The organism is Telluria aromaticivorans (genome assembly GCF_013003915.1).
In the GTDB taxonomy this organism is placed as follows: domain Bacteria; phylum Pseudomonadota; class Gammaproteobacteria; order Burkholderiales; family Burkholderiaceae_D; genus Telluria; species Telluria aromaticivorans.
On the sequence record NZ_JABAIV010000001.1, the window covers coordinates 40911 to 66163 of the forward strand.

General features: G+C 62.1%; 26 protein-coding genes and 3 pseudogenes. 12 read left to right on the forward strand and 17 right to left on the reverse strand.

Annotated elements, in window-relative coordinates; genetic code table 11:
• Nucleotides 1-1089: 1089 nt before the first annotated feature.
• Together HGB41_RS00195 and HGB41_RS00200 are read right to left on the reverse strand one after the other, a co-directional pair.
• On the reverse strand, nt 1090-1746 hold the full coding sequence (locus HGB41_RS00195) for a DsbA family protein (RefSeq protein ID WP_171079856.1): 657 nt from the start codon (nt 1744-1746) through the stop codon (nt 1090-1092).
• A 31-nt stretch (nt 1747-1777) separates the two neighbouring features.
• Nucleotides 1778-2521, reverse strand: a complete 744-nt coding sequence (locus HGB41_RS00200; RefSeq protein WP_171079858.1) for an SDR family NAD(P)-dependent oxidoreductase — start codon at nt 2519-2521, stop codon at nt 1778-1780.
• A 234-nt stretch (nt 2522-2755) separates the two neighbouring features.
• Here HGB41_RS00200 and HGB41_RS00205 point away from each other — a divergent pair, with 234 nt between their 5' ends.
• The 4 genes from HGB41_RS00205 to HGB41_RS00220 all read left to right on the forward strand — a co-directional run bounded on the left by HGB41_RS00205 (nt 2756) and on the right by HGB41_RS00220 (nt 5512).
• Nucleotides 2756-3667 carry a LysR family transcriptional regulator gene (locus HGB41_RS00205; RefSeq protein ID WP_171079860.1) on the forward strand — a complete coding sequence of 304 codons (912 nt, stop codon included), beginning with the start codon at nt 2756-2758 and terminating at the stop codon, nt 3665-3667.
• A 219-nt stretch (nt 3668-3886) separates the two neighbouring features.
• A complete protein-coding gene (locus tag HGB41_RS00210) occupies nt 3887-4099 on the forward strand; it encodes a tautomerase family protein (protein WP_171079862.1) in 213 nt (70 codons plus the stop codon).
• A 72-nt stretch (nt 4100-4171) separates the two neighbouring features.
• Nucleotides 4172-4567: a MarR family winged helix-turn-helix transcriptional regulator gene (locus HGB41_RS00215; RefSeq protein ID WP_171079864.1), complete on the forward strand. Its 396-nt coding sequence runs from the start codon at nt 4172-4174 to the stop codon at nt 4565-4567.
• 135 nt (nt 4568-4702) lie between these two features.
• A complete protein-coding gene (locus HGB41_RS00220; protein WP_171079867.1) occupies nt 4703-5512 on the forward strand; it encodes an SDR family NAD(P)-dependent oxidoreductase in 810 nt (269 codons plus the stop codon).
• 22 nt (nt 5513-5534) lie between these two features.
• Here the strand turns inward: HGB41_RS00220 and HGB41_RS00225 are convergent, their stop codons facing one another.
• Nucleotides 5535-5996 (reverse strand): DUF6130 family protein, encoded by a 462-nt coding sequence (locus tag HGB41_RS00225; RefSeq protein ID WP_171079869.1) that lies wholly within the window; start codon nt 5994-5996, stop codon nt 5535-5537.
• A gap of 139 nt (nt 5997-6135) precedes the next feature.
• Between HGB41_RS00225 and HGB41_RS00230 the strand changes: the two genes are divergently transcribed.
• Nucleotides 6136-8085: an EAL domain-containing protein gene (locus HGB41_RS00230; protein WP_443098466.1), complete on the forward strand. Its 1950-nt coding sequence runs from the start codon at nt 6136-6138 to the stop codon at nt 8083-8085.
• Between the two features lie 63 nt (nt 8086-8148).
• Here HGB41_RS00230 and HGB41_RS00235 read toward each other — a convergent pair whose 3' ends face one another.
• Entirely contained in the window at nt 8149-8298 is a 150-nt protein-coding gene (locus HGB41_RS00235) for a hypothetical protein (RefSeq protein ID WP_171079871.1), read from the reverse strand.
• A 145-nt stretch (nt 8299-8443) separates the two neighbouring features.
• Between HGB41_RS00235 and HGB41_RS00240 the strand changes: the two genes are divergently transcribed.
• Together HGB41_RS00240 and HGB41_RS00245 are read left to right on the forward strand one after the other, a co-directional pair.
• The gene (locus HGB41_RS00240) at nt 8444-8854 is read left to right on the forward strand and encodes a cupin domain-containing protein (RefSeq protein ID WP_171079873.1); all 411 of its coding nucleotides are present in this window, start codon (nt 8444-8446) and stop codon (nt 8852-8854) included.
• Between the two features lie 18 nt (nt 8855-8872).
• The gene (locus tag HGB41_RS00245) at nt 8873-9949 is read left to right on the forward strand and encodes a thioredoxin family protein (RefSeq protein WP_171079876.1); all 1077 of its coding nucleotides are present in this window, start codon (nt 8873-8875) and stop codon (nt 9947-9949) included.
• A 388-nt stretch (nt 9950-10337) separates the two neighbouring features.
• On the opposite strand, the gene HGB41_RS00250 is transcribed toward HGB41_RS00245, so the two are convergent.
• The 3 genes from HGB41_RS00250 to HGB41_RS00260 form a co-directional block, all read right to left on the reverse strand.
• Nucleotides 10338-10580: a hypothetical protein gene (locus tag HGB41_RS00250; RefSeq protein ID WP_171079878.1), complete on the reverse strand. Its 243-nt coding sequence runs from the start codon at nt 10578-10580 to the stop codon at nt 10338-10340.
• 218 nt (nt 10581-10798) lie between these two features.
• Nucleotides 10799-11758 carry an enoyl-CoA hydratase/isomerase family protein gene (locus HGB41_RS00255; RefSeq protein ID WP_171079880.1) on the reverse strand — a complete coding sequence of 320 codons (960 nt, stop codon included), beginning with the start codon at nt 11756-11758 and terminating at the stop codon, nt 10799-10801.
• Nucleotides 11759-11846: 88 nt separating this feature from the next.
• Nucleotides 11847-12524 carry a type 1 glutamine amidotransferase domain-containing protein gene (locus HGB41_RS00260; protein WP_171079883.1) on the reverse strand — a complete coding sequence of 226 codons (678 nt, stop codon included), beginning with the start codon at nt 12522-12524 and terminating at the stop codon, nt 11847-11849.
• A 301-nt stretch (nt 12525-12825) separates the two neighbouring features.
• Here HGB41_RS00260 and HGB41_RS00265 point away from each other — a divergent pair.
• A pseudogene (locus tag HGB41_RS00265) lies at nt 12826-13238 on the forward strand (transposase); the annotation flags it as partial.
• Nucleotides 13239-14649: 1411 nt separating this feature from the next.
• Here the strand turns inward: HGB41_RS00265 and HGB41_RS00270 are convergent.
• The 4 genes from HGB41_RS00270 to HGB41_RS00285 form a co-directional block, all read right to left on the reverse strand.
• A complete protein-coding gene (locus HGB41_RS00270) occupies nt 14650-14916 on the reverse strand; it encodes a hypothetical protein (RefSeq protein ID WP_171079885.1) in 267 nt (88 codons plus the stop codon).
• 247 nt (nt 14917-15163) lie between these two features.
• A complete protein-coding gene (locus tag HGB41_RS00275) occupies nt 15164-15328 on the reverse strand; it encodes a hypothetical protein (protein WP_212760781.1) in 165 nt (54 codons plus the stop codon).
• A gap of 52 nt (nt 15329-15380) precedes the next feature.
• On the reverse strand, nt 15381-15626 hold the full coding sequence (locus tag HGB41_RS00280) for a hypothetical protein (protein ID WP_171079887.1): 246 nt from the start codon (nt 15624-15626) through the stop codon (nt 15381-15383).
• A gap of 353 nt (nt 15627-15979) precedes the next feature.
• Nucleotides 15980-17380, reverse strand: coding sequence for an aminotransferase-like domain-containing protein (locus tag HGB41_RS00285; protein ID WP_229422621.1), 1401 nt, complete (start codon nt 17378-17380; stop codon nt 15980-15982).
• A 155-nt stretch (nt 17381-17535) separates the two neighbouring features.
• Between HGB41_RS00285 and HGB41_RS00290 the strand changes: the two genes are divergently transcribed.
• The gene (locus HGB41_RS00290; RefSeq protein WP_171079890.1) at nt 17536-18000 is read left to right on the forward strand and encodes a cytochrome ubiquinol oxidase subunit II; all 465 of its coding nucleotides are present in this window, start codon (nt 17536-17538) and stop codon (nt 17998-18000) included.
• Between the two features lie 249 nt (nt 18001-18249).
• Here HGB41_RS00290 and HGB41_RS00295 read toward each other — a convergent pair whose 3' ends face one another.
• A complete protein-coding gene (locus HGB41_RS00295; protein ID WP_171079892.1) occupies nt 18250-18450 on the reverse strand; it encodes a hypothetical protein in 201 nt (66 codons plus the stop codon).
• Between the two features lie 346 nt (nt 18451-18796).
• Here HGB41_RS00295 and HGB41_RS00300 point away from each other — a divergent pair.
• A pseudogene (locus HGB41_RS00300) lies at nt 18797-18952 on the forward strand (cytochrome ubiquinol oxidase subunit I); the annotation flags it as partial.
• Between the two features lie 403 nt (nt 18953-19355).
• Here the strand turns inward: HGB41_RS00300 and HGB41_RS23305 are convergent.
• The 5 genes from HGB41_RS23305 to HGB41_RS00325 all read right to left on the reverse strand — a co-directional run bounded on the left by HGB41_RS23305 (nt 19356) and on the right by HGB41_RS00325 (nt 22344).
• On the reverse strand, nt 19356-19553 hold the full coding sequence (locus tag HGB41_RS23305; RefSeq protein ID WP_229422623.1) for a hypothetical protein: 198 nt from the start codon (nt 19551-19553) through the stop codon (nt 19356-19358).
• A gap of 334 nt (nt 19554-19887) precedes the next feature.
• On the reverse strand, nt 19888-20358 hold the full coding sequence (locus HGB41_RS00310; RefSeq protein ID WP_171079894.1) for a copper chaperone PCu(A)C: 471 nt from the start codon (nt 20356-20358) through the stop codon (nt 19888-19890).
• 23 nt (nt 20359-20381) lie between these two features.
• The gene (locus tag HGB41_RS00315) at nt 20382-20984 is read right to left on the reverse strand and encodes an SCO family protein (RefSeq protein WP_171079896.1); all 603 of its coding nucleotides are present in this window, start codon (nt 20982-20984) and stop codon (nt 20382-20384) included.
• A gap of 30 nt (nt 20985-21014) precedes the next feature.
• Entirely contained in the window at nt 21015-22115 is a 1101-nt protein-coding gene (locus HGB41_RS00320) for an acyl-CoA dehydrogenase family protein (protein ID WP_229422625.1), read from the reverse strand.
• A gap of 34 nt (nt 22116-22149) precedes the next feature.
• Complete coding sequence (locus tag HGB41_RS00325; protein WP_171079899.1) at nt 22150-22344, reverse strand: DUF2970 domain-containing protein; 195 nt, start codon at nt 22342-22344, stop codon at nt 22150-22152.
• A gap of 501 nt (nt 22345-22845) precedes the next feature.
• On the opposite strand from HGB41_RS00325, the pseudogene HGB41_RS00330 reads away from it, so the two are divergent.
• A pseudogene (locus HGB41_RS00330) lies at nt 22846-24070 on the forward strand (aminotransferase class I/II-fold pyridoxal phosphate-dependent enzyme).
• A gap of 231 nt (nt 24071-24301) precedes the next feature.
• The gene (locus HGB41_RS00335) at nt 24302-25051 is read left to right on the forward strand and encodes an SDR family NAD(P)-dependent oxidoreductase (protein WP_171079901.1); all 750 of its coding nucleotides are present in this window, start codon (nt 24302-24304) and stop codon (nt 25049-25051) included.
• Nucleotides 25052-25253: the final 202 nt, after the last annotated feature.

Below are 25253 nucleotides of genomic sequence, written 5' to 3' on the forward strand. Positions count from 1 at the left end.
GCGTAAAGGATGGCCGCGACTGGTCAGTGTCGTCCCGACCTTGTCGAACAGGGGCAATCGCACGGTTTCAGTGAACTACGCGAGGATGGCCTGCTTCCCTCCGCAACGACAGGGACAGAGCGACTGCGCTGCGTATCGTTTGAGTGTGTTCAACCCGCCACTTAGAACCTCCGCGCACGCGCACCGTTGTCGGCGCCGAATGCCGTTGCCCTGCGCGGCTGCGGCTCGAAATCCTCGGCCTTCACCGGATGTGACTGGCGGCGCATCACGACATTTCCAACCTTGCAAGTTCAGCCACTGAAACCTCCAGCGCCGGGCTGGCGGTCTCACGCGGGTTACTCCTTTGTCTTCGCGACCCATATTTCCCCCAGGCACTGCCCGAGGTGACGCGGAGTACCGATCCAGATTTCAGCAATCGTGCGTCTGCGCGGAACCCTTACCTCATGGTTTGCCTTCTGCCGGTCGCAACGGACTCAGTCAAGATGTGGCGCAGTGCTCGCCACCACCATGTTTTAGATTGGAACCGCCGTGATCTGTGGCGAAGGACTGATGATGCTGGCGCCCGTTGCCGATATGCAGCCGCGCTGGACCAAAGCGAAGAACAGGTAGCGCAGCCGCACATGCCTGGCATGGCGTTGGTGTGCGAGAAGCCATGCACTGCGGTGTGCTATCGCTCCACCACAATATCTGCCGACGCTGAATTCGCCTTGACCGAGGCATACGCGGATGGCCGCAAGGCCGAGCCCTCCAAACCGCCGACCTTGGAACCAAGCCGTTTGAACGGCGCTGGGTGTGTGATCGGCTCGGTCCAAGGTCCCGCCTGCCTGCACTCCTGCTTCGCCGCATGAACGACAGCGCACGCGGCGACAGCACGCGTGACGATGCCCCCCTAGACTACACCAGCACCTGCCACAGCTCGGTGGTCGCGGAGGGGCGTCGAGCAGGGCTATTCAGGATGCGCTGGCGCCTACGGCTGCCACGGCCCTCGGGCCTCCTTTGTCGCGGAACCCTTCTTCGCCGCCGAGTTCGGCGCCTCGGCGTCCGTAGCCAGCCGCATTGAGGCGGGCAGGTACCACGGACGCCGAGGGCCTACGCCGCCTTGGCGCGGGCGTACTTCTCCATCGCCTCGCGCAGGCGCATGTCCAGCAATTGCGCATGAGCGTAGCCGGGGCTGACCTCGACGATGCCTTTTCCGGTGTCGAGCAGCAGGCTCGGGAAGCTGCTCACGCCGAGCTTGCGGGCACGCACGAAGTCGGCGCGGGTCTCGGTAATTGCCGCTTCCGAGCGCCATTCTTCATGGAAGCGCTCAGGGTCTACCTCATAGCCGACGACCTTCAGTGCGGCCACGGCCGCTGCCGACAGCACCCGGCCGTCGGTCGTGTCCAGCCCCTCGACATAGAAGGCTTGCTGCAGGGAGCGGAACACGGCCAGCAGGTTTGAGTCCGGAGCGATCCGGCGCGCGGTGACGACGGCACGACAGACCGGCTCGGTGTCGTACACGAAGTTCTCGCGCGCCAGGAAGGCTTCGCGGTTGAACGGCAAACCGCTGTTGGCCTGCACCCTCTCCCAGTGATCAAGGCGGAAGCGCTTGCCTGCGTCGTCCAGGATGTCGGTGGCGCCGGCGCGTACGCCGCCGACCACGATCTCCAACTCCAGGCCGGGATGGTGTTCCAGCAGCGTGGTCATTTCCTTGCCGAATCCGTAGCACCAGGAACACATCGGATCGCCAATATAGATGAGTTTCATGTCGTTCTCCCGTCGGGTTGTCGAATCAGCCTTAGAAGACGCCGGCGGTACCGCCACCGTCGACGGCCAGCACGGTGCCGCTGGTGAAGCTGGAGTTGGTCATGTACATCACTGCATCGACGATGTCCTGCACCACGCCGGTGGTGCCGCTCGGCGCCAGGGTGTTGTAGAACGGGCGCACGCTTTCGTAGTCGCCGTGCAGCGGGGTCTCGATGATGCCGGGGGCTACTGCGTTGACCTTCACGTTCATTGGGGCGAGCTCGAGGGCGAGGGCGCGCGTCGCCTGGTTCAGGCCGCCCTTGATCAGGACCGGCAGCAAAGCCGGAACCTTGGCGTTCGGCTGGATCCCGATGCTCGCGGTGATGTTGACGATATGACCTTGCTTGCGACCGGTCATGTGCACGGCCGCCTGCTGCGACGGGTAGAAAAAGCCCTTCAGGTTGGTGGCCACGATCGCATCCACGTCCTCGACGGTGTAGTCGGCGGTTGGCTTGGCAATGAAGATGCCGGCATTGTTGATCAGGATGTCGACCTGGCCGAAGGCGTCGATCGCGCGGGAGAACATGTCCTGGGCTGTCTGCGGGTCGGCGATGTCGCCGGCCACGGTCAGGAAGTTGTCCGGGTTGCCGAGCTTGGCTGCAGCTTGGTTCAGGCGTTCCTGGCTGCGGGCGTTGCCGACCACGTTGTAGCCGCGTGCGACGTAGGCTTCTGCGATGGCGAAGCCGATGCCGCTGGATGCGCCGGTGACGATGACGGTTTTTTGAGTCGTGTTCATGTAAATCTCCTTGGGTGTGTCGGTGGGCGCAGCGTTCTTGCTGCGATGGGTCAACTGTACGTTTGCGCGGCACGGGGATAAATGGGGTTTGACTCAAAGGAATTGATACACGATGTAATGAGTCAGGACCCAAGCACGCGGATCCTCATAGCGGAGCAAGGAGCGGCGGGATGCTGCGGCAGGCGGGTAAATCCAGTATGATTGCTGCTTGCCCTACCACGAAGCCATGCATCCGTGAGCCGCCAATTCGACGACATCCTGCTGGGCAGCATCGAGCTGTTCTGTTCCGCCGCCGAGCTGGGCAGCTTCACGGCGGCGGCAACGGCGGCGGCCGTGACGCCGGCGGCGGTGAGCCGCGCCGTGTCGCGCCTCGAAGCGCGCCTCGGCGTGCGCCTGTTCGTGCGCACCACCCGCACCCTGAACCTGACCGAGGCCGGGCGCGATTACTTCATGCATTGCCGTGAGGCGCTGAACCAGCTGGTCGAGGCCGAACGCCTGGTCACGGGACGCCAAAGCGCTCCTTCCGGCCTCCTGCGCATCAGCATGCCGACGCCTTATGGCCACTATCGGGTTCTGCCGATCCTTCCCAAGTTCTCGACCTTGTATCCCGACGTCAAAATCGAGTTCCACCTCAGTAACCGCAACGTGGATTTCGTCGAGGAAGGCTTCGATATGGCCATCCGTGGGCGGGCGCCGCTCGACTCCACGATGATTTCGCGTCCGCTCGAGGACGCCGAGCTGGTTGTCGTGGCCACACCCGGCTACCTGGCGCGGGCCGGTACGCCGCGCCGGCTGGAAGATCTGGGGGCCCACGACTGCATCCAGTTTGCCCTGCCCAGCACCGGGCGCAATATTCCCTGGTTGTTTCGCGAGGGGAAAGAGGAGATCGAGCTGGCGACTACCGGCACCTATGGGTGCGCGGAAGACATCCTGGGTGCGGTCACGCTGGCGCGTGCCGGCGCCGGTTTGTTCCAGACCTACCGCTTCGTCGTCGCGGCCGACCTGCAGCGCGGCCAGCTGGTCGAGGTGCTGGCCGACCATGGGGGGCGGGCGCGCCCCTTCTGCCTCATCTACCCGCACGCCCGGCACGTGTCGGCGCGGGTAAGGGCATTCGTCGATTTTCTGGTCGAGTACCTGCGCGCCTGAACCGGCGCCCGTCTTCATGAGGCCGGCAGCGCAAGGCGACGTGCTGGCTATTCATTACACCATGTATCGATTGATGTTCTCCACGCCATCTTTTTCCGGCTGGCGATGCTGCCTATAGTGATGTTCATGGACGACGCGCTGCGGATGCATCCACAGGCGAAGTCCAACCGGTAAACGCTTACTGGGATCATTCAACCCAAGCATTCCAAGGAGTTCATCATGCCCTACATTCTCGTACAAGTAACCGACGAAGGCGTCACCCGCGAACAGAAGGCCCGCATCATCGCCGGCGCCACCGACCTCATGGTCGACGTGCTCGGCAAGGACCCGGCCTCGACCTTCGTGGTCATCGACGAAGTCAATACCGACAACTGGGGGCACGGCGGCGAACTGGTGACGGTGCGGCGCCAGCGCGAGCGCAGCAAGGGCTGAACACGCCGGAAACGCGAAGGGCCTACGAAAAAAGCGCCTGACATGTTTGCGTACACTCACATGAAGCGCTTCATGACTAGCGCAGACCAACTCGATTCCTGCAACTGTTTTGATTCGCGCAAAGCGGCCCGCCTGAACACCAAGCTGTACGAGGATCACCTGGCGGCCGTCGGCGTGACCAGCAAACAATTCGCGCTGCTGGCCCACCTCGACGAGGCGGGCGCGGCCTCGGTCCGCGACCTGGTCGGGGCACTCGCGATGGAGCGCACAAGCGTCGTGCGCGCCCTCCAAGCACTCGGGCGGGACGGCCTGGCACGCCAGGCGCCGGACGGGCAGGATGCGCGCCGCAACCTGGTGAGCTTGAGCGCAGCCGGGGGTGCCCTGCTGCAGCAGGCCATCCCCTGTGGCAGGCTGCGCAATCCGAGCTCGAACGCAAGTCGGCAGCGGACTTGCGCAGCAGGTGCGTGAGACGGTCCGCAGCCTCGAACCCTGAAAATTTTTTGACGGTATGTCTGTATATGCACGCACCGATGCAGTAACTGTCTTGCCGCGATAGTGCATACGCACGCAAGCGGGCAGACCACCAAACACAAGGAGAGCAACATGAACCAATCCATCCCCGGCACAGCCGTCATCACCGGCGCCTCGACCGGCATCGGCGCGTTGTACGCAGAACGCCTGGCCGCACGCGGCTACGACCTGGTCCTGGTCGCGCGTAACGGGGCGCGCCTGCTGGCACTGTCGGCGCGCCTGCAGGCCGAGACCGGCCGCACCGTGCGCGCCATCAGCGCCGACCTGACCAGCCCGGACGACCTGCGCCGCATCGAAACCCTGCTGCGCGAGGACAGCAGCATCAGCATGCTGGTGAATAACGCCGGGGTCGGCGCCACCGCGCCGCTGCTGGCATCCGACGTCGACAAGATGGAAGAGATGATCGGCCTGAACGTCACCGCGCTGACCCGCCTGACCTATGCAGCCGCGCCCGGCTTTGCCGCGCGCGGCCAGGGCACCATTGTCAACATCGCGTCGATCGTCGCGATCGCCCCCGAGATCCTGAACGGCGTCTACGGCGCCAGCAAGGCCTACGTGCTGGCGCTGAGCCAGTCGCTCCAGCACGAGCTGGGAGACAAGGGCGTGCGCGTGCAAGCGGTGCTGCCAGGCGCGACCGCGACCGACTTCTGGAGCCTGGCCGGCACCCCGGTCGAGCACCTGCCGCAGGAAATCGTCATGCGCGCGGATGCCATGGTCGACGCGGCGCTGGCAGGGCTCGACCAAGGCGAACTGGTGACCATTCCCGGCCTCGAGGACGGCGCCAAGTACCGGGCCTATGAGGCGGCGCGCCGCGCCATGCACTCCGAGCTGTCGACCTCGACCCCGGCCAGCCGCTACCGCGGCTGGGCAGCGGCGGCCTGAACGCCGGGTCCGCAGGCAGGGCTCAATGGCCGGCCGCCTTCGGGTGGCTGCTGTCCGGCACCGTCACCTCGACGGTGTCGGCCCCCAGGATCCGGTGGGTCGGGTCGGCCAGTTCCAGCTTGATCCTGTGCGGGCCGGGAGCCAGGCCGACGATGATGATCGGGTCGAGGCTGGTATGGGCCCAGGTCGCGGGTCCCTTGTCGACCGTCACGTGCAGGTGCCCGATGCGCGGCGATACTTCCGCGGCCTTCGGCCCGAAGACGGGCATGATGCGCAAGTGCTCGGTACGGTATTGGAGGATGATGACCCCGCGCGCCAGTGCTTCGGGGACCGGTGCATGGACGCTCAGCCTGGCGCCAGGCTCGCCGGTGAGCGGCAGGATGGGCGGCGCCGGCACGCCCTGGGCCACGGCGGCGCCATGGCAGGCGGCGGCGAGCAGCCCTGCGATGCATACGCGTGCATCGACGCGCAGAATGTTTGGCATGACGCTCCTCCCGGGAAGCCGAAGACCTTCAATCAATATCGTGCGCCGCCGGCCCGCTGTCAAGCAGTTCCGGAATAGCGGCCCAGCTTGCCGCTAACGGGTCCATACTTTGTAAAGTCGCTCATGTCGGAGAGCCGGAATGCCTGAACCGCCGCTCAAGGATGCCGCCGCCGGCGATGGTGTTTGGCTCGCGCGCGCCCTGCGTGCGCACCGGACCATCAGCGCCAGCAACCGCACGCTGCTGCGCGTCACCGACGAGCGCCAGCTGCTGCACGATAGGTGCGCCGTGGCGGTGGAGCAGGGCGGCTACGTGCGCACCGGCGTCATCTACGCCGACCATGGCCCGGCCAGGCGCCTGCAATGGATGGCATGGATGGGCCGCGAGGACGGCAGGGGCGTGGCGATCGACATCGATGAGCTCAACGCGGCAGGCTATACCTGGGCCGACACGCCGCTGGGGCAGGATGCGACCGCCATCGCGATCCGCACCGGCAAGCCGTTTACGCGCCGCGACGTCACGGCCGGTCCGGTGTTCCAGGATCCGGCCTACGATGCCTTGCGAAGGCGTGCAGAACAAGGCGGCTACCGCTCGCTGACCGCCATTCCGCTTGCCTGTGGTGACGAGATGATCGGCGCGCTATTCATGGCGGCGGCCGAGCCGGACGCCTTCGACGAACAGGAAATCAGCCTGCTGGGCGAGCTCGCCGACGACCTGGCATTCGGCATCCACACGCTGCGCCTTCGACGCGAGCACGAGCAGGCGCAGGAAACCATCCGCCGCCTGACGCTGTTCGATACCCTGACCGGCCTGCCCAACCGGGCCGGCATGTTTCAGCTGCTGCGCGAGCGCATCGAGGCCGCGCGCGCCGCCGGGCGTCCGCTCGCCATCGTGCACATCGGGGTCGGAAGATTCCACGAGATCGGCAATGCGCTGGGTTTTGGCGCCATCGAGGGCCTGATGAAAGTCCTGGCCGCCCGCCTGGTGGCGTCCGTTCCGGAAGGCACGCCGGTCGTGATGCCGGGCGAAGGAGAGTTTGCAATCTTCCTCGACGACGCCGGCCTGGAGGGCGCCGTGAGCTGTGCACGCACGGCCCTGGACCTGCGTTCCGAACCGGTGGAAGTCTCGTCCGCACTGATCGCCCCGCGCCTGGCGGTCGGGATCTCCCTGTTTCCGGAGCATGCCAGCACGGCCGAGAGCCTTGCGCGCCGCGCCAGCGCCGCCATGCGCCTGGCGCAGCGCTCGGCGGTCGGTATCGCCGTGTATCCTGCCGGTCACGAGCAGGAGATTGCCGAGCGCCTGGCGATGATGGGCAGGCTGCCGCGTGCGACCGAGCATGGCGAACTCGAGATGTATTGCCAACCCAAGGTCGACATGCGGACCCACCGGACGTCAGGCGCCGAAGCCCTGATCCGGTGGCGCGATCCCGAGCGGGGCCTGATCAGTCCCGCCACCTTCATTCCCGTGGCCGAACAGGCCGGGATGATTTCCGTGATCACCGAGTGGATGGTCCAGACCGCGTTCCGCCAGGTCCATGCGTGGAACGCGGCCGGTTGTCCTTCATCGCTGTCGGTCAACCTGTCCGCGCACGATATCCAGGACCCGGCCTTCATCGAGCACGTCCGGCATCTGGCCCTGAGCCTGGCGATCCCTGACAATTCGATACAATTCGCAATCGCTGGCGCACCTGAAGGACATGGCCTTCGAGATCTGGATCGACGATTTCGGCACCGGCTATTCCAGCCTCAGCTACCTGCAGCGCTTCCCGATCCATGCGATCAAGATCGACCAGTCCTTCGTGCGCCCGATGAGCGTGAATCCCGGCTCGAGCGCCATCGTGCACGCCACCATCGATCTGGGACACCACCTGGGGCTGCTTGTCGTTGCCGAGGGCGTCGAGGACCAGGCGGCCTGGCTGTGCCTGGAGGCGCAAGGCTGCGATGTGGCGCAGGGCTATTTCGTGGCCAAGCCAATGCCGGTCATGCAGTTCGCCGACTGGAAATCTTCGTGGCAGACCAGCTAGGCGCGAGGCCGCCGCTTAGACCGCGGGAACCAGGTGAAAGTCGATGGAGATGCGGTTCCACACGTTGATGCAGCCGCTCCTGCGGCTGTGCGGCGAGCGAAGGTCGGCCTGTATGCAACCGCGCCGTTCCACTATCGGCGATCGACCGACCGGCGCAGTTCTTCGTCTTCGGCGCCATCGACACGCCCGACATCGACGAAGCCCTGGACCAGCCGCGCCAGCTGTTCCAGCAGCTGTCCTGAGGCGCAAGGTGGCGGTGCGATTGTTGCTGATTGTTTCAAGCGTGCGCCGTGACACATGGCCAGCGAATCTGGACACATTCCGGACAAGCTGCCGACACCGGCGTACGATGTAATGGGTCTTCCGCCGAACGTCCGCGAAGCCATCCCGGCGCGGCGCGGCGGCACTGACCCAAGGGGAATACTCATGAAAGCAGTTCAATTCGGCGGCGCGCTGGCGCTGGCACTGGCGGCGGCATGGCCGCTCTCGGCAATGGCACAGAAGCTCGACGCCAATGGCATCGGGCGCACCGAAGTCGTGCGCCACGACTTCGATGGCGGTCGCGAAGCGATCCAGGTGAAGGTGGACTTCGGGCCGCACGTGGCCTTCCCGGCGCACTCCCATCCGGGCGTGGAAATCGCCTACGTGCTCGAGGGCACGATCGAATACGAGATGAACGGCAAGAAAATCGCCCTGAAGGCCGGCGAATCCCTGTACATCCCGGCCGGTGCGGTCCACTCGGCCCGCAACCTCGGCGGCGGCATCGCGTCGGAACTGGCGACCTACCTGGTCGACAAGGGCAAGCCGGTGCTGGTCCTCGACAAGCCGGCGAAGTAAGTGTCCCATGAGCCCGCCATGAAACGACACATCCCGGCGATTGCCGGATCGATCGCCGCCTGCGCGCTGGCGGCGCTGGCGGTTGGCGCCAGCCTCGATGCCAGCACCGCGGCCGGCCGCAGCGTCCTGCAGGTGGAAGGCAAGGCGCCCGGCTTCGACGGCGCCACTACCTGGCTCAACTCCGCCCCCTTGGGCGTCGCGCAGCTGCGTGGCAAGGTGGTGCTGGTCAACTTCTGGACCTATTCATGCATCAACTGCATCCGCGCCATGCCGTATTCGCGCGCCTGGGCGAACAAGTATCGCGACCAGGGCCTGGCCGTGGTCGGCGTGCATACGCCCGAGTTCCGCTTCGAGCAGGACCTGACCAACGTGAACGCGGCGGTCGGGCGATTCGGCATCGATTTCCCGGTGGCGGTCGACAGCAGCCACCAGATCTGGCGCGCCTGGGGCAACCGCTACTGGCCGGCCTATTACCTGGTCGACGGCGCCGGGCGGATCCGTTACCACCAGTTCGGCGAAGGCGACTACGACAAGATGGAGCGCGCGATCCAGTCGCTGCTGGCTGAACAGCGCGGCGCGGCGCTCGCGGACACCAGCCTGGTCGATCCGAAGGCCGGCGCCGAACATATGGCGCCCGATGCCGAGCAGATCGCATCCGAGGAAACCTATGTCGGCTACCGCAAGGCCCTCAATTTCCGCTCGCCGGAGCGGGTGCGCCCGGATGCGCCGCAGGCTTACACGGTCGGCCGCCTCGGCCTGAACGGGTGGGGACTGCTTGGTCGCTGGACGGTGGGTCCCGAAAGCGCCCAGGCGCTGGAGGCGGGCGCCGGCATCGCTTACCAGTTCAGCGCGCGCGACCTGCACCTGGTGCTCGGGCCGGGCGCGGCCGGCACCAAGCTGCGCATCCGGGTTACGCTGGACGGCAAGCCGCCCGGCGCTGACCACGGCAGCGATATCAATGCCGCCGGCGACGGCGTGATCGACGCCACCCGCCTGTACCAACTGGTGCGCCAGGCCGGACCGGCACGCGAGCGCCGCTTCGAAATCCGTTTCCTCGACCGCGGGGCCGAGGCCTACGCCTTCACCTTCGGCTGAACCGCCAAGGGCCGCCCTCACGCCATGAAGTCGAACGCGGAGGGCGGCCGCGCCAGGCCGAACAGGCCGAACAGTGCATTGCCACCGTTCCGGCGGCGCACACTGTTGTGCCAGGATGCTGGCCTGGGCTTGCACCACGTCGGTGCCTCGGGCCGTCTGTACGTCCAGCTCGTCCATGAGAGTCTTCACGCTGACAGCCTGCCGGGCCGGCCCCCCCCCTTGCTTGGACGGCGCGGTCACGCGCGTCGCGCAGCGCTCGGAGAATCCTCCCCGCTTGCCGGAGGGTAAACCGGGCTTGTCCGGATGACCGGTCCTGGCCGCTCTCAGTTTCGCCTCGTCCAGCACCAGGGCGCCGCCCTTGCGCTTGTCGCGGCCAGGAGCCGCTGGCTCAGGCCGCACCCCTCGGTCGGCCGTTCAGGCTGAGGATGTGGTCGAGCCGGACCACGCTGCCATCGCTGACACGCATGTATTCGGCGCGGGCGCTGGAATAGACGTCTTCGATGATCCCTGTCAGTTCGGCCACCTGTCCGTTCGGGCGCCGGATGGTGCAGCGCATCGGGCGGCGCAGTGAGGCAAGCGCGAGGAGGACGTCATGCTCGTCGCAGTCGATGGGGACGTAGGGCTGGTCCACGGTGTTTCTCCAGTAGGTCGTTTGCCGGTTTCGGTGCCCGCGCCGGCCGTACAGGAAAAGCCGGTGGCATGGGCGGTGACCAGTCCGCATGGAGCAGCTTGGAAGCGCAGGGATGCGAATTCGCTCATGGCTTCTACCTGGCCGGGCCCACCTCGGTGCGCAGTTCGTGAACTGGAACGCACCTTGGGCTTAGCACGACGTTTCCGTTTGGGGGAGGTCTACTTGGCCGGCTGGTTGACTTGGCCCGTATATTTGTCGAGGTGGGTCTCGACATCGGGATTCTTCTGCAGCCCGAGTTCCATTAGCCGCTTGATGTTGCGCTGGGCGGCCGGGCGCTGCACCGAGCTGATGAAGGCGGGCCATTCGGCGCCAACGTCCTTGTCCGGCGGGAGGCTGGCGACATTCACCAGGTTCTTGATCTCGCCCAGCGACTGTTTATCGTAGCTCGCGATCCGGCGTGCCAGGTCGTCCACGAACCTGTCGAGCTCGACATCCGGTAGCGAGCGGTTGACATAGCCGTAGCGCTCGGCCAGTTCGCCATTGATATCCTTGCCGCTCAACAGAATCTCGAGCGCCCGCCCGCGTCCCATCAAACGCGGCAGTCGCGCCATCGGGCCACCGCCCGGTACGAAGCCGGCACCGATCTCGAACTGCGACAGGACCGCTTTTTCGCGGCTAGCGAAGCGCATGTCGGCAGCCAGCGCCAGTTCGCTGCCGACCCCGGTCGCGCGGCCGCGGATCTTGACGATTGACACCACTGGAGACTTGCTCAGGCGCACCAGCATGTCAGGCAGCGGCGGCAGGCCGGTCGGGCCATTCGGCATGCTGGTAGTGAGCTCGAGGGGCGGTACGAAATCGTAGTGGGTCAGGAAGAAACCGGGCACGGCGCTTTCGAACACAACGACCTTCAACTGCGGATCCCTCTCGATCTGCGTGATGACGTTATTCAGCATCGGCATCGATTCCGGGCCGAAGATATTGAACGGCGGATGCTCGATGACCACACGCCAGTAGGACGGCGTGACGCGATTGATCTTGAACTGGTCTTTGGCACTGGCCGTAGGCGCCGGTGCGGCTTGGACGGCGCGGCTGCCTGCTTGTTCGTCGCTGGCACTGGCGGCTGCATGGAGCGTGAATCCTGCTGCCAGCAACGTAGCGATTCCGATTGCGAATTTCATATGTTCCTCCCTCGTCGTTTGGTGAACCCGGCGCGGGCAGGTGTCAGCCGGCCCGTGGACTTGCCTTTACAGCACCGGTTTATGCCCGCTAATCCAGTGCCTGCAACAGAAGTTCCGCGGCCGCCGCGGACGAGGCAGGGTTCTGGCCGGTGATCAGCAAGCCATCCCGGCTTACAAAGGACGACCAGTCTGGCCCCTTCAGATACCGCCCACCCAGGCGCTTCAGTTCGTCCTCCACCAGGAATGGCACGACGCCGGTCAGGCCGACCGCTTCTTCCTCGCCGTTGGTAAAGCCGGTTACTTTCTTGCCCTCGACCAGCGGCTTGCCGTCGGGGCCGTGCACGTGGCAAAGTGCACCCGGTGCGTGGCAGACCAAGGCCACCGGCTTGCCGGCAGCCACAAACGACTCGATCAGCCGGATCGAGTTGCGGTCTTCGGCGAGGTCCCACATCGGTCCGTGTCCGCCCGGGTAGAACACGGTATCGAAGTCATCTTGCCTGACGCTATCCAAGCGCACGGTATTGGCCAGCTGCGCCATGGCTTCGGCATCCGTTTCGAACCGCTTCGTCATCTGGGTCTGGAATGCGGGTTCGTTGCTTTTGGGATCGAGCGGCGGCCGTCCGCCCTTGGGCGATGCGAGTGTAATCCTATGGCCCGCATCCTTGAACGCGAAGTAGGGCGCAGCTAGCTCTTCGAGCCAGAAGCCGGTCTTCTGGCCGGTAGTGCCGAGTTGATCGTGAGAGGTTAATACCATCAAGATATTCATGCTGCTCTCCTGCAGGAACCGCAATCGCTCCGAACTGCCAGCGGCAAGCCGGATCAACAACATGCTAAACCGAGCATCTCGAGCCCCTCATTTATCCTAGGACGTACGACGCTTTAGTCAAGGGTATGTCGCTATATTGCCGGTATGTTTTGCGGCTAGGCAGTGCAAAACCTAGTTATATTCCGTTACCGCGACTGCTTCCATCGGCAATGCATGTTAATCGCGAAATGCGAAGGTAATCCCCCCGCAAAAAGAGCGCGTTTAGAAGTAGAATTTTTTACTTAAGAACAGGAAGCTCTACATGAAGACGTCCCGCTTTACCGACAACCAGATCATCGCCATCCTCAAGCAGGCCGAAGCCGGCAGCCCTGTACCGGAGCTGTACCGCGAGCACGGCATCAGCAATGCCACGTTCTACAAGTGGCGCGCCAAGTACGGCGGCATGGATGCCTCGCTGATGGCACGCATGAAGGAGCTGGAGGAGGAAAACCGGCGCCTGAAGAAAATGCATGCCGAGGAGCGCCTCAAGGCCGAGATCGTCGCGGAGGCGTTTGCAAAAAAGTGGTAGCGCCATCTCAGCGGCGGGAGATGGCGCAATGGGCCGTAGCGCAGCGATCAGCCACGATTGGACTGGCATGCCAGGCATTGCACATCAGTCAAACCTGCTATCGCTACAAGGCCAAGCTGGACGCGGAGAACGGCGTCATCGCGGAGCGCTTCAAAGCTTAAAGTCACAGAAAGCGCAGTTACCTAGATGGTGGGACTTAGCAAACATGCTTGGGGTCCTGTACCTAACTAAGGTGACACGCCCTTGGAAATGGCCTATTTGGGCAATGGGCCCGTGTTTAGGTTCACCAAGACCCAAGTTTTAGGTATGAGCGCTCGTACAAACAGGATTTTCGATGCCGATTCAAGAAAGGCTGAAGTACGCATAATCTATATTATGTTAAATACGAAGTGATTCTGTCGAGTGACCGGCCCCCGCCGTGCTTGGAAGACCATCAGTGCAGTCGACCGACAGAATATACCCGTCCATAGCGACAGAATGCTGTGAGTTCTTGCACAATTGGCAACGAACGCGACTTACTCACACTATTCTGTCATGGTTCCAAGGGCGTCTCCCGAATATTCACACTATTCTGTCGCTTCCCGCGCCCGGGTTTTGGCTCCCAGTGATCCATTTTCCGACATATTCACAGAATTCTGTCGCGCCACTCTGCGCACCCGAGGCTGTAGACGGACCACACACTCACATCTTTTTGTCCTCGACGGAGCACCCACATTATTCTGTCGGCGCCGGCCGGCGCATCTTCGCCAGCAACAACGGGATTCTGAAAGCTGTACGGTAGCGGCCAGGCTTGCTACATCGTAGGTTTTAAACGAAACAAGACCCTCTCAGGATGCGGCAGCATATTCCTTCCGCTACAGGAAACGGCAATAGGCGCTGCGGCTAACCTTCGATCGCACATCGACGGCATGGACCGACATGCTTTCAGGAATCCAGGACGAATGACGCACGAGAGCTAGCGGTAACTAGAGGGCTTACAGGTCGAGCTTTGCGTCGTTACTTCGTAAGAGTCCTACGGACGGCCAATGGATTTGGATTACTAGAACCGGCGCCGATGGTAGTCAAGTACGCATCTGACCTTTGTGTTGTCGGATTAGCCGATGGGGTTGCGCGTGCACTCAATGCCCGTTGCGCGGCTTGTGACGCTTTTGCTATGTACAGGCAGGTTTCGAAGAGTGATCCCGGTATGCCGGATAAAAACTAACTCGACATTACAGGAAATAATCTCGATTTAAAGAAAGAAGCACAAAGTAACGTGATGAATCGTCGATTTTTCACCTTTCTCGGCCTGCGTCATCAGCTCTAAATCAAGCGATTTCTCTGTTCGATCACGGGCATTGAGGCATCGACCATTTTATCTAAAAGTCCAGAAAAGGCGGGAAAGTTGACCTATTTACCCGTCGCTTCCGATGACTCCTTTGTCACGCCGTTTGCTTCCTACACTACGCCGTGCGGATGGCTCTTGACGAGTACCAGCTTTGGCTCGACTCTTCTCCAGCTCGTCCCGCAGATGGTTTGCTCGTGCACTGTGCGTAGCTGCTTGACGTATAGCTGCGTCTAGCTGCTCCCGCACTGACTGTAGCTCTGCCCTCTCGCGGTCACGCTCATTTGCTGATTCACACCCAGCGGCGTGCGACGGCGGCGCCTTGCAGTGGTGAATACGCCCTGTTCCAGCTGCACGGCCGCTGTGGCAAGCTCCACCATCTGGAGCCGCAGTCCGGGCAGGTTCGCCGGGTCGCGCTGCAGGCGGCCGCGATCGGCACCGTCGGACAGCCCGAGCCAATACGTGTGAAGCGTGCGTTCCAGTTGTTCAATCTCGGGCAACAGAATCGACGGCGCCGCACCGCCGGCGCGGCGGGCAAAGCGCAGGCTTGCCCGTGCAAGCCCTAAGCCCCAGCCACACTTGAAGGCGAGGAAAGCCGCCGTAGCATTGGCAGGAAAGTCCTCGCGTCTTTGCCCACGACACCGGCGTGGTCGTCCAGCAAGGCAGCAAGGCGTTTGCTCAACAGGCTATTCATGTTATTCGTGTCGTACCGGTGGCATCGCGCTACAGCGAACCGCACGGCCAGCATCAAGGCGCCGATGAAAACGGCCACTGCCAGCGCTGAGGCGATGAAGACATAAAGCGGATTGATGTGCCTTCCGCATCGACGTCGAAATCCTTCTTCCGGCGCAGGCCGACGAAGGACCAGGCGATTGCGGCGAGGGGCTCAAGAAATAAACGTTTCTGTGCCATGGCAAACTTCCTGTTATTGCATCACTGGATCTCGGCCGACTATTCTTTGCCATCATGGGAAGGTCAAGTCCAAACCTAACTTCCTGGCAAGGGCGAAGGTGGCGAGCCCCAGGACAGCGAGCGACAGCACGAAGACTGCGCTCACCTTGCCGGCCGTGAGTAGCACCGCGTACCTCTCTTTCCCCCCGCCCTTCTCCTTCTTTCCCTGATCGTAATGCCACTTTATAGCGAAGAACATGCCCACGCCTAACACGAGAAACTTAAAGGTATAAAAGACTGTAGGGAACCATTCCGTCATTTGGGGTATTCCAGGTTATTACTCAACACTGTCGATCGTAAGGAGCGACACCACAAAACGCTGCTTTAGCGGCTCCATTCTTGTTCAAACAATCGGAAACGTCAGCGGGCCATGCAACGATTGCCGCGCTGCACGTTCTAAGGCATTCTACTTAAAAGCAATTTCCATACATTGGGACAAAATGTCCCAGTCAAAATCCACTCAAGATGATGATTTGACAATCTGGTTGCCGCAGTTGGCAGAGCACTATGGGCCGAGTTTCCTTCAGGTTGTGGATGCCCTGCAGGCGGCAGTAGCGGACGAAGCGCGGATAGCGGGCGAGCGCTCGCCTCCGCCAGAGACTCAGGTGCGTTTCACACAACAGCACCGTTATATGCGTCAGGCCGCCGGGCCAGCAACTCGGATAGACGCTGCAGGCCCGCCCGTAAGCGTGCACGGTCCCTAATGCTGCCCAGCGAGATCCGAATCGCGTTCGCAGATTCGCCGTCGGTTGCAAATGCTTCCGCCGGTGCGACCGCTAGCCCCACCCTCTCTGCGGCTTGTGCGAGCTGGTACGACCGCCAGTATGTCGGCAGCTCGACCCATATATGCAGCCCATCGCCAGATCCGGCATATCGTCCTGCCAGAACGTCGCGAGCCATCTTGTGACGCGCGCGTGCCTCGTCTCGCACGCCCAGCATCAACGTGTTTGCCGAGCCGTCGAGGATCCACTGGGTAGCCAGCGCAGCGGTCAGGGGGGCAACCATCAATGCGAAAGACCGCAGGGCCACTAGGAAGCGCTCACGTTCGACCCGGTCACGCACGAGCACGAAAGCAATGCGCAACCCCGGCGTAAGGCATTTCGACAAGGTAGAAATGTAGTACACGTGTTCCGGCGCGTAGGTGGCAATGGGCGGAGGTGGCGACTCGGCGAGCAGCCAGTAAGGGTCGTCCTCGATGATCCGTGCGTTGCAGCGTTTTGCCGTGGCGGCCAATTCCTGACGCCGCTTTTCTGGCATCGTGACTGTTGTCGGATTCTGTAGTGTCGGGTTGAGGTAGACAAGCTTGGAGTTATGCTGCTGGCAAGCCTGTTCAAGAGCCTGAGGTAGCATTCCATGCTTGTCCGTTCCGACCGGAATGACACGGCGCCCGAACTGGGTCGCGGCTGCACGCAGCCCGGGATAACTCGTCGGTTCCACAAGAACGGCATCGCCGGGCTCGGTCAGCACCAGGATCAGTGCTGCAATCCCTGCTTGTGCGCCAGGACAGACGACTACCTGGTCCGGATGCATACTTCCAAGCATCGGCCCAATCCACTTGGTCCCGGCTTGGCGGTCGGAGGCGCTGCCTCCTCCTAGATGGTAAGTCATCAGCAGTTCGTTATCCGCCCGCATCAGCACTTGGGCGAGACCTTGTTTCAGTAGATCGTCGAAATCGACGCCATCCGGCGGGGGCGGTGTGTTCATGCTCAGGTCAAGGGCCGACGTCAGCTCTACCTTCGGCGCTGCAACATAGGTACCGCGAGCGCCACGCCCTTCCAGCAGATTCCTGCGCCGGGCTTCATCGTATCCCCGGGTGATCGTCGTTAGGTCCACATTCAGCTGCGCAGCCAACGCGCGCTGAGGAGGAAGACGATTGCCCGGCTTGAGCAAACCATCGGACACAGCCTGCTGCAATGCATCTGCTATTTGGAGAAAACGCGGACCGGCGCCCGGTCGTAGCTGCGGCGGCCATGATGGTACGGAATAATCTTGCATGGTTTTCAACTGGGACATTTTGCCCCAATGTATGGAAATTGTTTCGAGGTAGTATGCCGCAGGAGGCGTGGAAGAACCAGTGGTCTACGACTCCGGAAATGTTTTCTCCCTCCTCATATGTAAGTATGTGGCGAAACTCGACAGGTTCGCCATGGTTATCCTAGGTAGACCTAATGAAAAACATAAACACTTTGCAGGGCATGACACGCGTTCCTGCTCATGCGGAACGGGCAAGTACACTCAACCACATGAAATCGGTTAAGCGTGTCTGCGCATATGCTATGTTAGCCATGCTGGGCGGTTACGCCATACAACTGATGAATTCGGTAGGAGATATTAGTGTTCAGGAAAAGACTGTAATCTTCTTCGTGTCCGCCGTAACGCTGCTCCTGGCAATCCCGATCATCGCCCTGAACATATATTTCGTCTCGCGCCACCATGCCTCCAGCACGACCGCCGAGTACTCTTCAGCGCGTTCGCACTCGATCAAGCAGGAGGCTGTGGCATGGGTCACTCCAATCGTTGTCGTCGTCATGCTCGCCTTGCTGGGCTGGGGCATAACCCACTCGCTCGACGTATACAAGCCAGTCGATTCGAAGGCGGCGCCTGAGCACGTCGCAACCGTAGCACGCGTCTGAAGCGGTGCGGCTGGGCGTGGGCCGCGCGGCGAGCAGGAACAATATGCAGCATGCGCTCAGACAGATCGAGCGCGCGCTACGGAGCACGTCCATGGGCGCGGCTGCCGCGGTATAGCGCGCTATAAATAACGCTGAATGGAGTGCGCTCGCTTTATGACGGTACAGCCGCCAGGTCGCTTGAGTTGCAGTATAGTTTGCATCGCTACCGCAGGAAATGCTGACTCACGCATGCGCGGGCCGAAGCTGCTGTTATTCGAGCGCAGAATCGGCCCTGCCATGTGCCTGCAGCTCCAGTTGCATTGTGCTGGACGCCAGTTCGACCATGCTGCGCGTCAAAGCCAGCAAATTACGCGGCCGCTCGCGCGCAGTGCCGCCATCATCGATTCCTGGTGACAATTCATACCTGAATGCCTCGATCGACGTCTCGAACGATGTGAGATCCGCACGCATGTTAGATGGGGCGGCCTTTAAGCGCCTACCTCGCCGCAGCCACGCTGGCGCGGGCCAATCCTCGCCTAAACAGTGCAGCAGACAATATTTCCATAATGTCAAATATCTACGGGCTGCCGTAGCAGTACGATTGTGCTCGAGTGAAGAAGACGGATTGTCGTGTTATCCATACTCCTTGGTCAGGTCACTTCTTACAAGATCAGTCTCTTCGGTAGGGCTTCTGGCCTTCACAACAGCGGCCCGTGATACGGGGTTTTCCCTTAGAGCTGCGTCTGTTTTCCCCACCGTTTCTCGCCGACGCTTGCATAGTCATTCCGCCTCTCGCGGGAGTCATCTGAGGACTACCATGTTTGGCGTTACCCCTCTAGAACTAGCGCGCATCCAGTTCGGCTTCACCTTCACCTTCCACATCGTCTTCCCAGCTATCACCGTCGGTTTGGCCAGTTTTTTGATGGTGCTTGAAGCTTGCTGGCTTCGCACCCGGAAGGCTGTCTACCGCGATGGCGGCGGCATCCGCATCCGCTATCGGCACGGACGGCTGGTTACGGCCGGGCTCGACAACGAATTCAACCAACACGGGGATCAGGGAAACCAGCAGCGCCAGGAGTAGCACCCCGGCGCCCGCGCGCTTGACGTAGAAAGTTGCTTTCAATGTGGGGCACTCCCGCACGGCACCGGCAGTTTGACGGCGCCGGCGGGAACCGCCGTCATATCCTGTGGCGGTGGCTGTGCGGCAAGCCACGATGTGACGGCCTCGATGTCAGCTGGCGTGAGACGGCGGCTGATGTCACCCATGCAGTCAGGTTGTGCGGCCCGGCGCGTACCGGCTTTCCAGGAACCGAACTGGGCATTCATGTAGTCGTGCGGCAGCCCGACCAGGCTGGAAATCGCGGGCAACATGCCGGTCAGCCTTTCGCCGTGGCATAAAGCGCAGGCTGGAAGTTGCCGGGCACGGTCTCCGTCGAAGACGAGCGCCCGCCCCAGGGCCGGGCGCGCTCCCTGCGCGGTGCTTTGCGGCGCGGATACGGAAGGCGCACCGCAGCAAAGTAAGTCGCCAGTTCCATGAGATAGGCCTCGGACAGGTTGGACACCATGTGAGACATGGCGGGATGCTGCCGGCGGCCATCGCGAAAGTTGAGCAGCTGGTTGTACAGGTATCCCGCCGGCTTCCCTGCGATCCTTGGAAAGTAGCCGTCGCGCGTTGCCCTGCCCTCTTTGCCGTGGCAGGCGGCGCACGCCAGGGCGCGCTGTGCGGTCGTATCCGGGACCGCGCGCGTTCTGCGCCAACGAGAATGGCGACGTGCAAAGCACGATGCTGGCCACTAACACCGCACCCCACGACAGCTGGAGCCGTGAGGGCGGGAACAGCGCGATTCCGCCTGAGTTCTAACCTCCGGTCCCTGTACCCCCCCAGTGCCGGAATCGGGACGCAGAAGCTTACTTCGGCAGTCCGCCCGAGGCGGCTGGTATCGCCTCCGAATTCAAGGCACGGACTGGCGCCCGGATCTCGACCGTTTCCCTGCGCTGATCAGGGCCCTCAAACACCAATTTCAGCGGTACGCTGTGTCCTACCCTTATCTGCTGGCGCAAGTTAAGAAGCATCACGTGGTAGCTGCCCGGCTTGAGCTCAACCGTCCTCCCGGCTGGCAGGCGGATAGCCGGCACTTGTCGCATCCGCATGATGTCGTCCTGCATTGTCATCTCGTGGATCTCGACATCGGGCGTCACGGGCGACTCCACCTGGATCAGTGCGCTGCCATTTGCGGACTGCAGCTGCATGAAGGCACCCGTTGCCTTCTGATGCGGCACGGTTGCGCGCACCCATGCATTCGCGACAGTGGTCTGGCCTTGCGCACTCCCAGCCAGGAGCAAGACGGCGGCGAGTGCCAGGCAAACTATGTATTTCATGGTGATTTTCCTCTGTTATGCCTTCAGGCAGAGCGCAAAATATTACGCAGGTCTGCTGCGCACGCGTCCGCGCTCTGTGAGTGAAGAAACTTGAGCCGTAGCTTGCCCCGCGGGTCGTACACATAGCTCACCGAAGTGTGGTCCATGCTGTAGGACGCACCTGTAGGGACTTTCTTGTAGATGAGATTGAACTCCTGGGCCATCTGCGCCAGGCCGGCAAGGTCGCTATACAAGGCCAGGAAGCTGGGATCGAAGGCTGCTGTATAGGCTTTCAGGACCTCGGGCGTATCGCGCTCCGGATCGACAGTGACGAACAGGACCTGGAGTTGCCCCCCGTCCTCACCGAGCAAGCGTTTGATGTCGACCGCGCGGGCCAGCGCGGTCGGGCACACGTCGGGGCATTGGGTGTAGCCGAAGAACAGCAGGATTGCCTGGCCTTTGAAAGCCGCCAGTGTTCGCTTTCTCCCGTCCGGGTCGGTCAGCCGAAAATCGCGCCCATATGTGGCGCCGGTGACGTTGGTTCCGTGAAACCGCACCATTCCGTCCTTTGTACATCCAGCAAGGCCCAGCAAGCCCAGAGCAGCGCTGGCCCGAAGGAAGGTACGGCGTGACAACAAACTCGTCATTTCGAAAACTCCTCGATAACATGTAGGTGATTAGATAGGCAAGTTGTCAGGCGAAGGCGAAACTGAGGCCGGCCCCAACTTGGCCAGCTCGGTCTTCAACTGCACGAGGCTGGGGGTGAGGATCGGCAGGAAGGCGGCCTCACGCATGCGACGCGCGAAACCACTGCCCGCGCTGCGGTCGTAGGCCCGGGCGCCCAGCGCCTGGAGCTCAAGCTGCACCGCCGATGTCGCAAGCCCGACCATGTTGAGGCGCAGGTCGAACAGCGCCGTAGGATTCGCCTCTAGCCAGCCCCCGTCCAGCGCCACTGACAGGGTGCGCCAGAATTCTTCCGCAGTATCCTCGAGCGCACCAATTTCGAAAGCGAGAACCGACTGGCCGGGGGTGTGCCGACGTGCGGCCACCAGGCTGGCCCGCGCAAGACCGAGCCCGAGTCCGCACTGGATTGCCAGCATCATCGGGCGCAATGCGGGTAAAAAGACTTTCGCGTGCGGATGTAACAGCCAATGCTCCGTCAACGGGACATTCTCGAAGCGCAACGATGCGGTATTGGTTGCGCGCAATCCCAGCAAGTCCTGGTCGTCTCCCCGCCACACGCCTGCGGCATCGTTTGGTACGGCGAAGATCGCCGGGCTCCCGCTGGCGGGATTAATGGCGGCGATTGCCGCCACGAACCCACCCCTGCAAAGGTTCGTTGCCCATGGAACGGTCCCGTTCAGAACGCTGCCTTCGGCAGTCGACGTGCACTGCGCATGAAGCTGGTCGAGCCCGCTCAATGAGCGAATCGCATTCGACAACCCCGGGGCGCCGGCTGTGGCCCCATTCAACAGCGACGGCAACAGCTTCCGGACTAGGTCATGGTTCGGGCTGCGCAGCAGGCATTCGATCGTTGCGCGCTGGGCCCAGAACACGAATCCGGCTGCCAGCGAATGTTCGGCGAGCGCCGCTGCAAGCGCAACGGCAGTGCTGGCCGCGCCGCCTGCTCCACCCTGCGCGACGGGGACCGCAGCCCCGAACACCCCGCTTGCCGCGAGCGTCGCGAGTAACTGGTCCGCTTGGGTATGGTCGCTGTCGAGTGCATCCGCTTGTGAGTCCAGCCAAGCGGCCAGCGTATCGTCGACTTGGTTCAGCATAGTGATCCGGACAAGGTCCGAGCCTCCGCGTGGCTCATGAGATCGCAATCTGCACGGCGAACATCAGGATGCCGATAAAGATTGCGAGTCCGATGAAGGCTGCGAGCAAGACGTACAAGGGATTGAACGCCCCTTCGGCATCGACGTCGAAGTCCTTCTTGCGCCGCAGGCCGACGAAGCCCCAGCCAATCGCTTTCAGAGTTGCGGGAAAAGACCGTTTATTCTTCACTTTAATGCTCCTTGCCTATCGGGGCGCCACTCGAATCCAGCGGTAATTTGCCATCATGGTAAGGTCAAGTCCAAACCGAGCTTCCTTGCAAGGACGAAGGTGACGAGCACCAGGCCCAGCAGCGTAGGCACGAAGACTGCGTCCACCTTGCCAGCCGCGATGAGCACCGCGCGCTTCTCCTGCTCTTCGCCTTGATTTTCTGCCTTGATCGTAATGCCACTTGATGGCGAAGAACATGCCGATTCCTAACGCGACAACCTTGAACGTACCAGCGACTATAGGGAACCAATCGATCATTTTGCGGATTTCCAGGCGATTACTTGACACTATTCATTGAGCAGAGTACTGCCTCAAAACGCTGCTTCCGCCGCTTCATTTTTTGTTGAAAGCATCGGAAATTGCAGCGGAATGCTATGCAAGTTTAGTCTTGCTTTACGTTCTGACGCATTCTACTTAAAAGCAATTTCCATACATCGAGACAAAATGTCCCAGTTGAAATCCATGCAAGATAATCATGATTTGCCAATCTGGTTGCCGCGGTTGTCGGTGCATGGGGGACCGCGTTTTCTGCAGATTGCGGATGCCCTGCAGGCCGCGCTTGCGGATGAATCACTGAATCCAGCGGCCGCCTGCCTACGCAGCGTCAGGTCGCTGCACGGCTCGATGTAGACTTAACGACCGTTATCCGTGCCTATGACGAAGCGCGGCGCCGCCATTTGCTGGAAGGACGCGGGCCCGCGGTACCTAGGTCGCAGCTCCCAAGATCGAACTGGTGCCCGTTCTCGACTTGAGCATGAATATCCCACCCTCCCAGCCGGCGCCGCCTTCGACGACCTGCTCAAGCAGGGCTTGTCACAGGTCCTCCTGCGCGCGGACAACGAGCTCCTGATGTCTTATCACCTGGGCGGTAGAAGTGGGGCGGATCGATCGGCCGGCTTCCGCTGGATCGAGCCGATGCTCGGACGGGTCGATCCGGCAAGCCTCATGGTATGCCCGGGAGCACAGGCAGCGCTCGCCGCATTGTTGCTGGCCTTGTCGTTTCCGGGCGACGCCGTTCTAGCCGAACCGATGGTGTACTTAGGATTACGCGCCTCGGCTGCACAGTTCGGGGAGGCCCTAGTGGCGGTGGAAACGGACCAACAAGGAATGCTTCCCGACGCACTCGAGCGGACCGCACAGGCGAGTGGCGCTCGTCTGATCTAACTGAACCCAACCGTGCAGAACCCGATCGGAGTCACCATGCCGGCGGCGCGCCGCAGAGACATCGCGGCCGTCGCGGCAAGGCCGGGCATCCGGATCATCGAGGACGATCCGTATTGGCTGTTCCTGGATGCGGGCCCGCCGCCGGTAACACACTTTGCACCCCACCACGCCTATTGATGGCTCGGCAGCCAAGCTCCTCGATGGGGTTCGAAAGGAGGCGCAGGCACGCCATGGTCTGGCAACGGACATATTAGTCGGCAGGCGGCATATCGACGGCAGGAGGCTGCATATCTGGCTGTCGCTGCCCACTTATTGGTCCCCCGCCGAACTTGCTCATGCAGCCATTGCGGAGGGCCGGGCGGTGACACCTGCCGACAGTTTCAGTACCGTCTCCCCTCTGCCCAACGCCGTCCGCATCTCGCTCGGCAGCATAGCCGACCGTAGTCGTCTCGCATTAGGACTCGGACGGCTTTCGCAGTTGCTCGCACGACACCCCGTCCCTTCGCTGAAGCCCGTGGTTTGACTCAATGGCGGTGCGGGATCCTTGTTGACTGGCGAACTCGTCGCGCTGGCGAGCACCGCTGTCTACGTTGGCGCTTGCAGGCCACGACGGAAAACAATGATCTTGATTATTCACAGCAAGAAATTGAACCTTCGCGTTTCGCCCCTTTATCGTGCAATTCCACGGGGGTACAGTGAGTTCAACAGTAGCACTACCAGGGCGATCCAGCTCCGGTTCACAAGGGATGAGACGATGAATATTCAACTCGAAGGCAAAGTAGCCCTGATCACTGGCGGGACCACGGGCATTGGACTGGCGTCGGCTAAGGACTTTACTGCGGAGGGCGCGACTGTCTTTATCACCGGGCGCCGGCAGGCGGAGCTCGACGCAGCTGTAGCGGAAATCGGCGGCAATGCTGTCGGCATCCGCGGCGATGTGGCGAGCATGGATGAACTGGACCGCATCTACTCCGTAATCAAGGACCAGGCCGGTCACCTCGACATCCTGTTTGCGAACGCTGGCGGCGGCGGCATGATGCCTCTGGCAAGCGTTACCGAAGAACACTTCGACAGCATTTTTAATGCAAACGTCAAAGGCCTGCTGTTCACGGTACAGAAAGCCCTGCCGCTGCTGAAAGATGGCTCGTCGATCATCCTCACCTCTTCAACGACTTCGGTTATGGGCACCGAAAACTTCAGCGTCTACAGTGCGAGCAAGGCAGCCGTACGCAATTTCGCGCGCAGCTGGCTGCTCGACCTAAAACCACGCAACATCCGCGTCAACGTCATCAGCCCGGGGATGATCCATACCCCAGGTCTCGCGGGCCTGGCCCCGCCTGAACATCAGGAAGGGCTGCTCGCGCAGCTTGCAGCGCAGGTGCCGATGGGACGCCTCGGCAAGCCAAGTGAGCTTGCCAAAGCGGCAACCTTCCTCGCTTCAGATAGCAGCAGCTTCATTAACGGTATCGAGCTGTTCGTCGACGGCGGAACGGCCCAGGTTTAGGGCCATCAATGCAGGCGGGCGCAAGCCCGGGTCTGCGTACATCGTTGCATTGTCCGGCTGGGCCGGCATCGCGCCTGGCGAGTCGCGGAGGCTCGCCAGGCTGGCCCTTGCGTAAATCGTCGTGCTTCCAGCACGTGGTCCATCCGAAGGGCCGCTAGCCCGGACACGGATGGTGTATACCAAAAACAGATCCGGCTATGAG